This is a genomic window from Lysinibacillus sp. FSL K6-1151 (assembly GCF_038630755.1).
Taxonomy (GTDB): domain Bacteria; phylum Bacillota; class Bacilli; order Bacillales_A; family Planococcaceae; genus Lysinibacillus; species Lysinibacillus fusiformis_D.
This window is the reverse complement of the sequence record NZ_CP152040.1, coordinates 266,581-280,894: the sequence shown is the minus strand read 5'-3', so window position 1 is coordinate 280,894 and position 14,314 is coordinate 266,581. Positions and strand designations below refer to the sequence as shown.

Annotated in this window: 8 protein-coding genes, 18 tRNA genes, 2 rRNA genes and 1 riboswitch; of the genes, 2 read left to right on the top strand and 26 right to left on the bottom strand. The window is 43.3% G+C overall.

Annotated features, from left to right (window positions below):
• Nucleotides 1-9: 9 nt before the first annotated feature.
• From MHI04_RS01330 to MHI04_RS01320, 3 genes are read right to left on the bottom strand one after another with little or no spacing between them, the layout of a single operon-like run.
• Nucleotides 10-681 carry a PepSY domain-containing protein gene (locus tag MHI04_RS01330; protein ID WP_036122010.1) on the bottom strand — a complete coding sequence of 224 codons (672 nt, stop codon included), beginning with the start codon at nt 679-681 and terminating at the stop codon, nt 10-12.
• A complete protein-coding gene (locus MHI04_RS01325; protein ID WP_036122012.1) occupies nt 678-1,973 on the bottom strand; it encodes a HAMP domain-containing sensor histidine kinase in 1,296 nt (431 codons plus the stop codon). The genes MHI04_RS01330 and MHI04_RS01325 overlap by 4 nt, the downstream gene beginning before the upstream one ends.
• On the bottom strand, nt 1,963-2,658 hold the full coding sequence (locus MHI04_RS01320) for a response regulator transcription factor (RefSeq protein WP_271912110.1): 696 nt from the start codon (nt 2,656-2,658) through the stop codon (nt 1,963-1,965). Before MHI04_RS01320 ends, MHI04_RS01325 begins: the two co-directional genes overlap by 11 nt.
• Nucleotides 2,659-2,866: 208 nt before the next feature.
• Between MHI04_RS01320 and MHI04_RS01315 the strand changes: the two genes are divergently transcribed.
• The gene (locus MHI04_RS01315; RefSeq protein ID WP_036122019.1) at nt 2,867-4,132 is read left to right on the top strand and encodes an Nramp family divalent metal transporter; all 1,266 of its coding nucleotides are present in this window, start codon (nt 2,867-2,869) and stop codon (nt 4,130-4,132) included.
• A gap of 243 nt (nt 4,133-4,375) precedes the next feature.
• Here the strand turns inward: MHI04_RS01315 and MHI04_RS01310 are convergent, their stop codons facing one another.
• Nucleotides 4,376-5,839, bottom strand: a complete 1,464-nt coding sequence (locus tag MHI04_RS01310; RefSeq protein ID WP_036122023.1) for an amino acid permease — start codon at nt 5,837-5,839, stop codon at nt 4,376-4,378.
• 82 nt (nt 5,840-5,921) lie between these two features.
• A riboswitch (Lysine riboswitch) is annotated at nt 5,922-6,098 on the bottom strand.
• Nucleotides 6,099-6,274: 176 nt separating this feature from the next.
• On the opposite strand from MHI04_RS01310, the gene MHI04_RS01305 reads away from it, so the two are divergent.
• Nucleotides 6,275-7,483: an MFS transporter gene (locus tag MHI04_RS01305; RefSeq protein ID WP_058845206.1), complete on the top strand. Its 1,209-nt coding sequence runs from the start codon at nt 6,275-6,277 to the stop codon at nt 7,481-7,483.
• Nucleotides 7,484-7,549: 66 nt separating this feature from the next.
• Here the strand turns inward: MHI04_RS01305 and MHI04_RS01300 are convergent, their stop codons facing one another.
• The 22 genes from MHI04_RS01300 to MHI04_RS01195 form a co-directional block, all read right to left on the bottom strand.
• Complete coding sequence (locus tag MHI04_RS01300) at nt 7,550-8,080, bottom strand: hypothetical protein (protein WP_271912108.1); 531 nt, start codon at nt 8,078-8,080, stop codon at nt 7,550-7,552.
• Nucleotides 8,081-8,105: 25 nt separating this feature from the next.
• Complete coding sequence (locus MHI04_RS01295) at nt 8,106-9,152, bottom strand: nitric oxide synthase oxygenase (RefSeq protein ID WP_089934917.1); 1,047 nt, start codon at nt 9,150-9,152, stop codon at nt 8,106-8,108.
• Nucleotides 9,153-9,470: 318 nt separating this feature from the next.
• Nucleotides 9,471-9,542, bottom strand: a tRNA-Glu gene (locus tag MHI04_RS01290).
• A gap of 1 nt (nt 9,543) precedes the next feature.
• A tRNA-Asn gene (locus MHI04_RS01285) sits at nt 9,544-9,620 on the bottom strand.
• Nucleotides 9,621-9,627: 7 nt separating this feature from the next.
• Nucleotides 9,628-9,701, bottom strand: a tRNA-Ile gene (locus tag MHI04_RS01280).
• A 4-nt stretch (nt 9,702-9,705) separates the two neighbouring features.
• A tRNA-Gly gene (locus MHI04_RS01275) sits at nt 9,706-9,779 on the bottom strand.
• A gap of 6 nt (nt 9,780-9,785) precedes the next feature.
• Nucleotides 9,786-9,861, bottom strand: a tRNA-Phe gene (locus MHI04_RS01270).
• Nucleotides 9,862-9,865: 4 nt separating this feature from the next.
• Nucleotides 9,866-9,958: transfer RNA gene (locus MHI04_RS01265), tRNA-Ser, on the bottom strand.
• A gap of 13 nt (nt 9,959-9,971) precedes the next feature.
• A tRNA-Ala gene (locus MHI04_RS01260) sits at nt 9,972-10,047 on the bottom strand.
• A 15-nt stretch (nt 10,048-10,062) separates the two neighbouring features.
• A tRNA-Pro gene (locus MHI04_RS01255) sits at nt 10,063-10,139 on the bottom strand.
• Between the two features lie 15 nt (nt 10,140-10,154).
• Nucleotides 10,155-10,231 (bottom strand) — tRNA-Arg (locus tag MHI04_RS01250).
• Between the two features lie 19 nt (nt 10,232-10,250).
• Nucleotides 10,251-10,323 (bottom strand) — tRNA-Lys (locus MHI04_RS01245).
• A 14-nt stretch (nt 10,324-10,337) separates the two neighbouring features.
• A tRNA-Gln gene (locus tag MHI04_RS01240) sits at nt 10,338-10,412 on the bottom strand.
• Between the two features lie 9 nt (nt 10,413-10,421).
• A tRNA-His gene (locus MHI04_RS01235) sits at nt 10,422-10,497 on the bottom strand.
• Between the two features lie 47 nt (nt 10,498-10,544).
• Nucleotides 10,545-10,618: transfer RNA gene (locus tag MHI04_RS01230), tRNA-Trp, on the bottom strand.
• A 4-nt stretch (nt 10,619-10,622) separates the two neighbouring features.
• Nucleotides 10,623-10,706, bottom strand: a tRNA-Tyr gene (locus tag MHI04_RS01225).
• A gap of 7 nt (nt 10,707-10,713) precedes the next feature.
• Nucleotides 10,714-10,789: transfer RNA gene (locus tag MHI04_RS01220), tRNA-Thr, on the bottom strand.
• Nucleotides 10,790-10,798: 9 nt separating this feature from the next.
• Nucleotides 10,799-10,874, bottom strand: a tRNA-Asp gene (locus tag MHI04_RS01215).
• Nucleotides 10,875-10,877: 3 nt separating this feature from the next.
• Nucleotides 10,878-10,952, bottom strand: a tRNA-Met gene (locus MHI04_RS01210).
• A 26-nt stretch (nt 10,953-10,978) separates the two neighbouring features.
• Nucleotides 10,979-11,054 (bottom strand) — tRNA-Val (locus MHI04_RS01205).
• Between the two features lie 11 nt (nt 11,055-11,065).
• Nucleotides 11,066-11,181: ribosomal RNA gene (gene rrf / locus MHI04_RS01200) — 5S ribosomal RNA — on the bottom strand.
• Between the two features lie 66 nt (nt 11,182-11,247).
• A 23S ribosomal RNA gene (locus MHI04_RS01195) occupies nt 11,248-14,175 on the bottom strand.
• Nucleotides 14,176-14,314: the final 139 nt, after the last annotated feature.

The following is a 14,314-nucleotide window of genomic DNA, read 5'->3' as shown; positions in this document are numbered from 1 at the left end:
AGAAGTGATTTATTGTTCGTCATCCCATGTAACAGACAGAACCTTTCCTGAAACGGCATGAATTTGAAAAGTGGCTTCGTCATCCTGTGTTTCAATTTCAACTAAATAGTAACCACCCTCTGAGGTTTCTTCAAAATCGACTGAATCCACCTCTCCCTTCAATTGCTCCAGTGCTATTTGAACAGCTTGCTGCTCAGTAATAATAGGCCCTTCTACAGATTGTTCTTGTGGCTCCACCATTTTCTCCGATAATACTTCACCGGAATAGCCATCAAGTGTGATTTCTTTTTGCTTGCTATCTTTTTCAACTCGCACTGTATAAATGGAATCTGTTAACATAACACTTTCTACATCTCCATATTCCTGTTTAACCATCTGCCTGATTTGCTTTTCTGTTAACAGTAATTTACTTTGTCCTTCTTTTATTTTTAAATCAGTCACCTGTTGTGTCGTAGCATCGAGCACAGCTCCATACTTGATATGATCTCGCGTAAAGAGCATTTCATAGGTTTTTCCTTGTTTCTTCACCTGAGTAACATGACCTTTATAGATTGTTTCAACATGGCGAATGGCCTCCGCTTCGCTAAGAGGCTCGACTTGAAAATAACGCGTTTGAATAAACCAAAACGTTCCGCTACCGAGAAGGACAATCACAACAATCATCAACAGCCACTTTCTCATTGTTGTCCCTCCTTTGGTATACATAAGGTAAAGCTTGACCCTTCTCCAATTGTACTTTTTACATCCATCATTATCCCCAATTGTTCTGCAAGCCCATGCGCTATGGCAAGTCCTAGCCCAGAACCACCTGTCTTACGGTTACGATCTCCTGTTACACGATAAAATCGCTCAAACAAATGTGGAATATGCTCCGCTGGAATACCAATACCAAAATCTTGGATGGTAATGCATACATGATTAGCTGTTTCTGTTGCGAGAATATGCACTTCCTCCTCACTATATTTCCTAGCGTTATCCAGCAAAATAAAGAGTAGTTGCTTTAATATTTTTTCATCACTATAAACAAAACTTGGCTTCTTCACATCAACTATAAATGCTCGATGATACGCATGCTGCATTTGGAAAGCCACTTTATTCAAGAACGGCGCAAGCTCTAGCTGTTCAAAATGAATGTCCAGATGCTCATTATTTTTAGCTAGTTCTAGCAATTGCAGCACCATTTCATGCATGCGTGATGATTCATTGGCAATAGCTAGTAATGATTCCTGTGCAACTTCCCGATTGTCAAAACCTCTTCTGAGCAGTAATTTTGCATAGCTTTCAATAACCGTAATGGGTGTCTTCAATTCATGGGAAGCATTCGATACAAATTCTTCTTGCTTTCGATAATGCTGTTCAAGCTTTTCCATCATCATATTAAAAGTACGGTTAATGTTTGTTAACTCATCCCCACCTTTTACTGGTATATCCATTTTTTCATATTTTCCTGTCGATGCACTTTTTCGCATAGTCTCATTTAAACGTTCTAGCGGTAATAAAATAAGTCGCCCAAGTACTAGGCTTGCTAAGAAAATAGGAATCGTTGCAATAACAGATACAATAATCAATATAACCTTTAGCAAACTTAATGTCCGTTCTACTTCTTCCATGGATTGCTGTAATGTGATATCCACAACCGTTCCGTCTATCCAAATAGCAGGCATTGTATAGGTAATGGAAGGGCCTTCTGGCATGTCAAGGGTAGCCTGAACCTTTGTTTTTAAACGCTCTCCATCATAAATGTAGACGGCACCATCTGTCGGCATATAGGCTCTTAATACTTGCTGTAGGTTAGTTTGAGCATTTAACTGACTGAATGTGGAGCTTAAATCATTGGCACGTGTTTGAAGCTGATGATATTCCGTATCATAGGCAGATTTCTCATACAATAAATAAATTCCACTGTTTGTGGCCACTAATATTACTAGCATCAGCAATGTTGTAAGTAGATGAATTTTTGTTTTAAGTCTCATCACGATGTTCCTTCAACACATAGCCAACTCCACGAACTGTTTGGATAATAGGCGTTGCATTAGCAGCTTCAAGCTTTTGTCGTACATAGCGAATATAGACATCCACAACATTTGTATCCCCATAATAGTCATAGCCCCATACAGCCTCTAGTAGCTGTTCCCTAGTCAGTACTTGTTTAGGATGCTTTAGTAAATAGAACAATAAATCATATTCACGAGGTGTCAGTTGAATATCTTTATTAAAATATACGACCTCTCTTGTTTGCTCGTTTATCGATAAGTGTCCAAATGCAAGGGCAACTTGCTTTGGACTAGCTTTTTGTGAAAATCGTAAAGCATTGCGAATACGCGCCAGCAATTCTTCAATTTCAAACGGCTTTGTCACATAATCATTGGCTCCTAAATCCAATCCTTTTACTTTATCCTCCACCTCACTTTTGGCAGTAAGCATAATAACAGGTGTCTGGGATTCCGTTGCACGAATCCGCTTTAGCACATCAATGCCACTCATCTCTGGCAGCATGACATCAAGTAGGATCAAATCCCATGGCTGTTCACGGTAACGAAGCAAACCATCTGTCCCTGTATGAGCCATTTCCGCCTCAAAGCCTTCAAATTGAAGCTCAAGCTGTAGCACTCTCGCAATATTTTCTTCATCTTCTATAATTAAAATTCGATTGGTCATGTCGAATCCGTCCTTCATCTTTTCTTTTCATCGTAAACGATGCTGGTGGTGAAAGTCTAATTAGAAAATGATGAGAATGGCACATACTTATAGAAACTTAAAGCAAACCACTTCACTTTTTTGATTCCTAGCGTTAGAATACTAATATCTTATTTTCCTATAGGAAACTTTATTTCGTTAATGATACTTTTTGAAACGAGGGAACAATATGGTTTACAAACGAGTCACAAAATCGTCTGCCGAGGCGGTTTTAGATGGAGATATAAAAGGTTGGCGACGCTTTTTACCATTTTTAGGACCTGCATTTATTGCAGCCGTCGCCTATATCGATCCTGGTAATTTTGCTACAAATATTACAGCAGGCTCTCAATATGGCTACCTGCTACTTTGGGTTATAGCCTTTTCTAATTTAATGGCCGTGTTAATTCAATCCTTATCTGCCAAGCTTGGAATTGCGACAGGTAAAAACTTGCCTGAAGTAGCACGCGAGCATTTTTCTAAAAAAACATCCATCTTTTTATGGATACAGGCTGAATTGGTCATCATTGCTACAGATCTCGCTGAATTTATTGGTGCAGCATTAGGGCTTTACTTGCTCTTCAATATCCCTATGCTGCCCGCAGCATTAATTACGGCAGTTGGTTCATTTGCTATTTTAGAACTTCAAAGAAGAGGATTTAGAGCCTTTGAAGCCGGTATTTCGGGCATGGTGTTAATTGTTGTCTTAGCATTTGCCTTCCAAACATTTTTAGCACAGCCAGAATGGGGCGATGTAGCGATTGGCATGTTCACGCCACAGTTTGAAGGTGTAGATTCACTATTATTAGCAACAGGTATTTTAGGAGCAACTGTCATGCCTCATGCTATTTACTTACATTCATCGTTAACGCAAAATCGTATTGTTGGTCGGAATGAAAATGAAAAAAAACGTATTTTCCGTTTTGAATTTATCGATATTATCATCGCTATGATTATTGCCGGAGCGATTAATATGAGCATGCTGATCATTGCTGCAGCAGTCTTCCACACACAAGGCGTGGTTGTAGAAGATTTAGATGTTGCCTACAATGGCTTAAAAGATGCGCTCGGCCCCATGGCTGCTATTTCATTTGGTCTTGGTTTACTTATTGCCGGGCTAGCTAGCTCCTCTGTCGGGACGTTAGCAGGTGATGTAGTCATGCAAGGATTCATTCAAAGAAAAATACCACTTTATTTACGTAGAGCGATTACTATGGTGCCGCCTCTAGTCATTATTGCATCAGGCGTGAATGCAACCTATGCGCTCGTTCTAAGTCAGGTCGTTTTATCTTTCGGTATTGCATTTGCTCTTGTCCCTCTTGTTATGTTTACAAGCAAACGAAACATCATGGGCAGTTTAGTCAATCACCGTATTACAACGTTTTTAGGTTGGTTTGTTGTTGTTATCGTTGTGACATTAAATATTTACTTACTGTGGGAAACAATATTTGGATAATAAAAAGCCAGGTACTCGAGATGAACTGCCCCGTAAAAGTTTGATTTCTAACTTTTACGGGGCAGTTCAAGAATGGGTACCTGTTTTTTATTTGATTAGACATCGACTTTCGAATGGCTAGTTAGTAAATACTAATATTACTCTATATATGATATTATTTTTTGATATTTTTAACGACGATTAAGACATAAAAAGCTGTCCCATAAACCAATCATTCATTAGTTTACAGAACAGCCCTACTATTTAATCTTCCACTTTTAAATCACATTCTTGAAGTGAAAGCATTTTTGTTTTGTGCTTGATTTTGTAGCCAAACCATAACAGTAAAAATAGTGGGATTCCAACATAAGAAACTAATATCCCATACCAATCAATTTGGTCTCCCGTAAAGGCCGTGTAATTTTGCCCAATGACCACAATCATACAAACAGTAAAGGCAAATAGTGGTCCAAACGGGTACAATTTTGCTCTATAAGGTAATAGCTTTGGATCTAGGCCCTGTGCCTCAAATGCACGACGGAAGCGATAATGACTAAAGGCAATGCCGAGCCATGCAATAAAACCAGACATACCAGAGGCGTTTAACAGCCAAATATAAACAACGCCATCACCAAAGAAAGACGCTAAAAAAGCTAAGCAACCTACAGCTAATGTTGCCATCAATGCATAAATTGGTATTCCTCGACGACTTAGCTTTGTGAAGAACTTAGGCGCATGTCCATCCACTGCTAATTGCCATAGCATACGTGATGATGCATAAAGCCCTGAATTTCCAGCTGACAGCATAGCCGTTAAAATAATGGCATTCATTAACGAAGCTGCAAAGGCAATACCTAAGCGGTCAAACACTAATGTAAACGGTGATACTGCGATATCTTCTGATAATAAGCGTTCATCTGTAAATGGAATCAACATTCCGATTGCACCAATTGCTAAAATATAAAACAAAAGAATACGCCAGAATACGGATTTAACAGCCTTTGGAATATTTTTTCCTGGATCGTCTGTTTCACCTGCTGTAATCCCAAGTAACTCTGTTCCTTGGAATGAAAATCCGGCTGCTAGGAAAATTCCAAATGTAGCTAGGAAGCCACCGTGAAATGGTCCATCACTAATAAAGAAATTAGTAAAGCCTACAGGTGCCTGTCCACCTAAAATACCAAAAATCATTAATAAACTGATAATAATAAAAACAATGACTGTCACTACTTTAATCATCGCAAACCAATATTCACTTTCTCCATAGCTCTTTACAGAAAGTAAATTAAATGACAGTACAACAGCAATAAATAATACTGTCCAAAGGGCTGATGAACTATCAGGGAACCAATATTTCATAATTAAGGATACTGCCGCAATTTCTGCTGCAATAGTGATTGCCCAGTTATACCAATAGTTCCAGCCTAATGCAAAGCCTAGTGCTGGATCTACAAATTTTGTTGCATACGTACTAAATGAACCGGATGATGGCATATAGGCAGCCATTTCCCCTAAGCTTGTCATTAAAAAGTACACCATAATACCGATTAGGGCGTAGGCAAGCAATGCACCACCAGGTCCAGCTTGTGCAATGGCACCACCACTGGCTAAAAATAGTCCCGTACCAATTGTACCGCCTAAAGAAATCATTGTGATATGACGGCTTTTCAATTCTTTTTTCAGCTTTGGCGCTTTATGTCCGAGCTGATTTACTTTTATTTCACTCACGATATAGCTTCCTTCCTATTTACGAGGCAAAAAAATGCCATCACATATACACTGTGATGGCTAAGTTAATCCTCAGTTTTTCCTAAATGATAGCTCAACACGTTGTGCAAACGTGACAGTTCTGTTCCTTTCGGAGACAGCCCCAGCATGAGGTTTTCAAGTCCCCTCACACTTCGGCAATATTCCCTTTCAGCTAATCTCATCAATGCTTGTCATTTCCATTAGCATACTTATAAATATCGCGACCTCTACCTCAATACAAACATGAGGCATATAATTATTAAATTTATGATGCTTATTATATTAGCATAAGACCTTTGACATTTCAATATAACAATAAATGTTCTGTATTTTGTGAATCTTCTACTATTTTTATTAGTTTGTTAAAGTGTTATAGTAGTTCAATTAGAGCGGTTACGAACAGGGGGATTTATTTTGACTACAAATGATCATTCCGCTAGTTTTCCGAGTAAAAAAATTAGCTGGAGGGGAACAACCTTACTTTTAGTCTTCGGAGTTATCTTTATAGCCTCTACATTAAGAATGCCACTAACTGTTGTTGGCCCTATTATATCATTTATCCGTGACGATCTTGGTATTTCTAATGTACTTGCAGGCTTTCTAACAACGATTCCATTGCTCGCTTTTGCTACCATCTCACCATTTGCGCCCGTTGTAGCACGCAAACTAGGGCTTGAGCTAACACTATTTTTATCCACTATTTTATTAGCCTTGGGGATTGTTCTACGTTCCCTTGGTACAACGGGGTTACTTGTATTTGGTACTGTACTCATCGGCATAGCCATATCATTTGGAAATGTGCTGATTCCAGGATTATTAAAATTAAAATTTCCATACCATGTTGGTTTATTAATGGCATTTTTCACTATGTCGATGAACTTAACGGCTGGGCTTGGCGCAGGTATTAGCTATCCTATAGCCAATTCATCATTTGGCTGGCAAGGAGCGCTGTCCATTGCACTTGTACTAGTGGTCGTAACGATTTTAATTTGGATACCTCAATTGAAATCAAATAAACCTGAGCCAGCCACTACCTCTAAAATGACGAGTACACCCTTATGGAAGTCACCTGTTACTTGGGCTGTCACAGGTGCAATGGGATTACAGTCTTTATTATTTTATACGACTGCTGCTTGGATTCCCGAAATCTACATCGCCCAGGGATTGGCTCCTGACAAAGCTGGTTGGATGTTTTCTATCATGCAATTTTCACAAGTACCAATGGCATTGGCTGTGCCTATCATTGCAAGTAAAATGGCTTCTCAAAGACCTCTTGTAGTGATGTTTACATTCTTCTATTTAATAGGCTTTACTGGAGTTGTCATGGAGTGGACAAGTCTTGGGGTACTGTGGATGATTCTTTTAGGTTTAGCAGGAGGTTCTTCATTTGCCTTAGCGATGATGTTCTTTACACTTCGTACACGCACGGCATTTGAGGCAGCAGATTTATCAGGCTTTGCACAATCATTAGGTTATTTATTTGCCGCCATTGGCCCTATTCTTTTTGGCTACTTACATGATTTATTTGGTGGCTGGAATATTGCTGGTTGGCTCTTTGTAGCTGTGGCGACCATTCTTTTCTTTTGCTCAATGAGAGCTTCTAAAGACGAATATGTCCATTAAAATAAAGCAGATGGGATAACTGCTCATATTTCCCATCTGCTTTACTTCTATATAGGTATAGACGTTTTATTTGTCCAATTGCTGTAGTAAGGTTAGCAGTTCAGTAAGACGGTCTGCTGTTTCTTTGTTGTGAGCTATAACTGCTGCAAAAATAGGAACAGCCTCTTGTAAGAGTATATAACTAAAATAATAATAGCTTACAAAAGCTTTCTGCTCATAACCCTTTGGCGTTTCCTCCTCCCATTCCAGCTCATCATTCTCTTCGTGATCCATCCATAAATATTTGACATCTAACAGCTCCTGCATAGTTTGAACTGAATATGATGGGTCTAGATAATCTTCAGAAATTGCATGTGCCACAGCTAAATAAAGCTCTACTTCTTGTACAGAGACATCCCCCGTATTTTTGCTAGCAAGCTTTTTTAGAAGGACAAGCAAAGCCCATGGTGTGACCTGCCATAGTGTACCTTGATGCTCCACTAACTCAGCTAGCTCTGTATATTGCTCCTGTTCAATCAGCTGAGGGATAGCCGTTCCTCTTCCATAAGGTGTCGTCAATTGTAACCACGGGATACTCGGAATTTGCTCATTCAACATAGCGTTTCGTCCTCTCCACAATCAGTTAATAGCATGGTTTTTGATAAAAATAATTGGGTGTATGATAAATATTGACATAAGGTTTATGGAAAATATGAGTCGTTGCGGGCGAAAGTGGTGGGATTAGCCATGTCCAGTTGCCTGTAACGTCTCGTCCTGCTGATTCCTCTGCTTCTTCAAACAATTTAAACTGCTGAGCAGCTGTATGATGATCGACAATGCTCACGCCTTGTTCTTTAAAAGAATGAAGGACAGCAATATTAAGTTCCACTAATGCACGATCACGCCAAAGTGAAGCTTGCTTGGTTGTATCAAGATTAAAAACCTCCGCAATAGCTGGTAGCATATTATAACGGTCATGATCTGCTAAATTACGTGCACCGATTTCTGTCCCCATATACCAGCCATTAAAGGGTGCGGCTTGAAAATCAATGCCTGCCATTTGAAAACGCATACTTGAAATAATGGGTACAGCATACCATTTCATTCCTAATTTCTCTACATCCACTGACTCTGGATGACGAATTGGCACCTCTAAAATATATTCTACAGGAATTGTAAACAGCTGCGGAGCTCGCTCATCTACTTGTATAACAAGAGGTAACACATCGAATGGTGTCCTCTCACTTTTCCAACCTAACGATTCACATACTTTAGTAAAAACAATAGAATGTGCATCACCAATAACGCCAGCTTCCGTTTCATAGCCTGCATAACGAATTAGCTGATGATTCCATATACGCACTCTGTTCGAAGCAAATACTGTTATTGTTGGACGGATTTTTCCACTATTTGTTGCATAATCGATATGCTCCAGTAGTTTTTGAAAAATATCCTGTTCATCTAAAACGGCACGTGCATCTACTACATGCAATGATTGCCAAAACAGACGACCAATACATTTGTTACTATTACGCCACGCCACCCGTGCACCAAAAGCTAGCTCCTCTGTTGTTGGGTCGTACTCACCTGCATTCTTAATCTGTTGTAATCTATTCGCTAACCAACGTTCTGATTCATCTTGTTCTGTCTGATATAAACTTAAAAATTGCTGGATCTCCTGTATATTCATTTCGATTCCTCCACTTATCCTCATATTAGAGGAACAAAACGACAAGCACCACGAAAATAGCTATAAAAAAACATACATATTGCATATATGAAATAGTTTGTTCAAATTTATAATGAATCGAATCATGATTAGAAGATATTGTGAATGAAGAAGGAAAAGAGGTGGGCGACATCTTATAGAAAGGAGAAACAAAATATTAGTCATGTAAAAAAGCTACTGAACCATTGATAGCGGATTCGTAGCTTTCACTCTTTACTAATGTATCATTTATTGATAAAAGAAAAAGCATGTAACACAATATTTGTGCTACATGCTTGATGACCCGTACGGGATTCGAACCCGTGTTACCGCCGTGAAAGGGCGGTGTCTTAACCACTTGACCAACGGGCCGTGGCTCCGAAGGCAGGACTCGAACCTGCGACAACCTGATTAACAGTCAGGTGCTACTACCAACTGAGCTACTTCGGAATAATGATGGGCCTAAATGGACTCGAACCATCGACCTCACGCTTATCAGGCGTGCGCTCTAACCAGCTGAGCTATAGGCCCATTTTGGAGCGGGTGATGAGAATCGAACTCACGACATCAGCTTGGAAGGCTGAGGTTTTACCATTAAACTACACCCGCAAATAATGGTGGGTCAGGACGGAATCGAACCGCCGACACTTAGAGCTTCAATCTAATGCTCTACCAACTGAGCTACTGACCCAAAATGGAGGAGGTAGAGGGATTCGAACCCCCGCGCGGTGTTACCCGCCTGTCGGTTTTCAAGACCGATCCCTTCAGCCAGACTTGGGTATACCTCCAAAAATATTGAACTGGTGGAGCCTAGCGGGATCGAACCGCTGACCTCCTGCGTGCAAGGCAGGCGCTCTCCCAGCTGAGCTAAGGCCCCATTTATCATAAAAAATGGTCGGAATGACAGGATTCGAACCTACGACCCCTTGGTCCCAAACCAAGTGCTCTACCAAGCTGAGCTACATTCCGAAAACATAAATTTATTGGCGCGCCCGACAGGAGTCGAACCCATAACCTTCTGATCCGTAGTCAGACGCTCTATCCAATTGAGCTACGGGCGCAATATTCATTAAAAAACGATGAGCCATGAAGGACTCGAACCTTCGACCCTCTGATTAAAAGTCAGATGCTCTACCAACTGAGCTAATGGCTCGTAAAAAAGAAAAATGGCTGGGGTACTAGGATTCGAACCTAGGCATGACGGAATCAAAATCCGTTGCCTTACCGCTTGGCTATACCCCAATTTGAAAATGGGGCGACTGATGGGAATCGAACCCACGAATGTCGGAACCACAATCCGATGCGTTAACCACTTCGCCACAATCGCCACTATATAAATTATAACAGCTGTATATGAACGAGTACCTCAATACCTGGCAGGGGCAGTAGGAATCGAACCCACACCAAAGGTTTTGGAGACCTCTATTCTACCGTTGAACTATGCCCCTAAAATGGTGGAGGGGGACGGATTCGAACCGCCGAACCCTAAGGAGCGGATTTACAGTCCGCCGCGTTTAGCCACTTCGCTACCCCTCCAAGGGAATGGTGCCGGCGATAGGAGTCGAACCCACGACCTACTGATTACAAGTCAGTTGCTCTACCAACTGAGCTACACCGGCAAAAAAAAATGGCGGTCCCGACCGGGATCGAACCGGCGATCTCCTGCGTGACAGGCAGGCATGTTAACCGCTACACCACGGGACCATTTGGTTGCGGGGGCTGGATTTGAACCAACGACCTTCGGGTTATGAGCCCGACGAGCTACCACTGCTCCACCCCGCGATAATACTATACTGTTTTAAAAATAATGGTGGAGGATGACGGGCTCGAACCGCCGACCCTCTGCTTGTAAGGCAGATGCTCTCCCAGCTGAGCTAATCCTCCACGAAAAATAAGCGAAGCGATGTCCTACTCTCACAGGGGGAAGCCCCCAACTACCATCGGCGCTAAAGAGCTTAACTTCCGTGTTCGGTATGGGAACGGGTGTGGCCTCTTTGCCATCATCACTTCACTTATTCAGTTGAAAGAGTTGTTCTTTCAAAACTGGATAAACGGTTCATTGAATGTTTCAAACGTTTTGGTTAAGTCCTCGATCGATTAGTATTCGTCAGCTCCATGTGTCACCACACTTCCACCTCGAACCTATCTACCTCATCGTCTTTGAGGGATCTTACTTACTTGCGTAATGGGAAATCTCATCTTGAGGGGGGCTTCATGCTTAGATGCTTTCAGCACTTATCCCGTCCACACATAGCTACCCAGCGATGCCTTTGGCAAGACAACTGGTACACCAGCGGTGTGTCCATCCCGGTCCTCTCGTACTAAGGACAGCTCCTCTCAAATTTCCTACGCCCACGACGGATAGGGACCGAACTGTCTCACGACGTTCTGAACCCAGCTCGCGTACCGCTTTAATGGGCGAACAGCCCAACCCTTGGGACCGACTACAGCCCCAGGATGCGATGAGCCGACATCGAGGTGCCAAACCTCCCCGTCGATGTGGACTCTTGGGGGAGATAAGCCTGTTATCCCCGGGGTAGCTTTTATCCGTTGAGCGATGGCCCTTCCATGCGGAACCACCGGATCACTAAGCCCGTCTTTCGACCCTGCTCGACTTGTAGGTCTCGCAGTCAAGCTCCCTTGTGCCTTTACACTCTACGAATGATTTCCAACCATTCTGAGGGAACCTTTGGGCGCCTCCGTTACCTTTTAGGAGGCGACCGCCCCAGTCAAACTGTCCGCCTGACACTGTCTCCTGCCCCGCTAAGGGGCATGGGTTAGAATTTCAATACAACCAGGGTAGTATCCCACCGACGCCTCCTTCGAAGCTGGCGCTCCGAGATCTCTGGCTCCTACCTATCCTGTACAAGTTGTACCAAAATTCAATATCAGGCTACAGTAAAGCTCCACGGGGTCTTTCCGTCCTGTCGCGGGTAACCTGCATCTTCACAGGTACTATAATTTCACCGAGTCTCTCGTTGAGACAGTGCCCAGATCGTTACGCCTTTCGTGCGGGTCGGAACTTACCCGACAAGGAATTTCGCTACCTTAGGACCGTTATAGTTACGGCCGCCGTTTACTGGGGCTTCAATTCGCAGCTTCGCTTGCGCTAACCACTCCTCTTAACCTTCCAGCACCGGGCAGGCGTCAGCCCCTATACGTCACCTTACGGTTTTGCAGAGACCTGTGTTTTTGCTAAACAGTCGCCTGGGCCTATTCACTGCGGCTCTCATGCGCTTGCACGCTCAAGAGCACCCCTTCTCCCGAAGTTACGGGGTCATTTTGCCGAGTTCCTTAACGAGAGTTCTCTCGCACACCTTAGGATTCTCTCCTCGACTACCTGTGTCGGTTTGCGGTACGGGCACCTCTCACCTCGATAGAGGCTTTTCTTGGCAGTGTGAAATCAGGAACTTCGTCCATACGGACTCGCCATCACAGCTCAACGTTACAGTGTGCGGATTTGCCTACACACACGCCTTACTGCTTGGACGCGCATAACCAACAGCGCGCTTACCCTATCCTACTGCGTCCCCCCATTTCTCAAACGGTGAGGAGGTGGTACAGGAATATCAACCTGTTGTCCATCGCCTACGCCTATCGGCCTCGGCTTAGGTCCCGACTAACCCTGAGCGGACGAGCCTTCCTCAGGAAACCTTAGTCATACGGTGGACGGGATTCTCACCCGTCTTTCGCTACTCATACCGGCATTCTCACTTCTAAGCGCTCCACCAGTCCTTCCGGTCTGACTTCAACGCACTTAGAACGCTCTCCTACCACTGACATCGTAGATGTCAATCCACAGCTTCGGTGAATCGTTTAGCCCCGATACATTTTCGGCGCAGCGTCACTCGACCAGTGAGCTATTACGCACTCTTTAAATGATGGCTGCTTCTAAGCCAACATCCTGGTTGTCTGTGCAACGCCACATCCTTTTCCACTTAACGATTACTTTGGGACCTTAGCTGGTGGTCTGGGCTGTTTCCCTTTTGACTACGGATCTTATCACTCGCAGTCTGACTCCCGTGTATAAATATCTGGCATTCGGAGTTTGTCTGAATTCGGTAAACCGGGATGGCCCCCTAGTCCAAACAGTGCTCTACCTCCAGTATTCTCATCACGAGGCTAGCCCTAAAGCTATTTCGGAGAGAACCAGCTATCTCCAAGTTCGATTGGAATTTCTCCGCTACCCACACCTCATCCCCGCACTTTTCAACGTGCGTGGGTTCGGGCCTCCAGTAAGTGTTACCTTACCTTCACCCTGGACATGGGTAGATCACCTGGTTTCGGGTCTACGACCACGTACTATTTCGCCCTATTCAGACTCGCTTTCGCTGCGGCTCCGCCTTCTAAAGCTTAACCTCGCACGTAATCGTAACTCGCCGGTTCATTCTACAAAAGGCACGCTATCACCCATTAACGGGCTCTAACTACTTGTAGGCACACGGTTTCAGGATCTCTTTCACTCCCCTTCCGGGGTGCTTTTCACCTTTCCCTCACGGTACTGGTTCACTATCGGTCACTAGGTAGTATTTAGCCTTGGGAGATGGTCCTCCCGGATTCCGACGGAATTTCACGTGTTCCGCCGTACTCAGGATCCACTCAGGAGAGAACGAACTTTCGACTACAGGGCTTTTACCTGCTCTGGCGGACCTTTCCAAGTCGCTTCATCTAACTCGCTCTTTTGTAACTCCGTATTGAGTGTCCTACAACCCCAAGAGGCAAGCCTCTTGGTTTGGGCTCTTCCCGTTTCGCTCGCCGCTACTCAGGGAATCGATTTTTCTTTCTCTTCCTCCAGGTACTTAGATGTTTCAGTTCCCTGGGTCTGCCTTCAAGACGCTATGTATTCACGTCAAGATACTACGCGATTAAACGTAGTGGGTTCCCCCATTCGGAAATCTCCGGATCAAAGCTCACTTACAGCTCCCCGAAGCATATCGGTGTTAGTGCCGTCCTTCTTCGGCTCCTAGTGCCAAGGCATTCGCCGTGCGCCCTTAATAACTTAACCTAACGGCTTTCAATACACATCACATTTCGTTGTCAGCTTCACTCGTTCAATCAGTCACGTACTCAAGTACGCTCCTTCATTCACTCGATTGCTTCCTAGAACTGCTCGTGTCTTGAAACCCTCTTAATGTTATTAAGCC

Excerpts from the sequence above, each read along its gene's own strand:
- MHI04_RS01330 (WP_036122010.1), bottom strand. The coding sequence starts at position 681 with ATGAGAAAGTGGCTGTTGATGATTGTTGTGATTGTCCTTCTCGGTAGC.
- MHI04_RS01325 (WP_036122012.1), bottom strand. The coding sequence starts at position 1,973 with ATGAGACTTAAAACAAAAATTCATCTACTTACAACATTGCTGATGCTA.
- MHI04_RS01320 (WP_271912110.1), bottom strand. The coding sequence starts at position 2,658 with ATGACCAATCGAATTTTAATTATAGAAGATGAAGAAAATATTGCGAGA.
- MHI04_RS01315 (WP_036122019.1), top strand. The coding sequence starts at position 2,867 with ATGGTTTACAAACGAGTCACAAAATCGTCTGCCGAGGCGGTTTTAGAT.
- MHI04_RS01300 (WP_271912108.1), bottom strand. The coding sequence starts at position 8,080 with ATGTTGAATGAGCAAATTCCGAGTATCCCGTGGTTACAATTGACGACA.
- MHI04_RS01295 (WP_089934917.1), bottom strand. The coding sequence starts at position 9,152 with ATGAATATACAGGAGATCCAGCAATTTTTAAGTTTATATCAGACAGAA.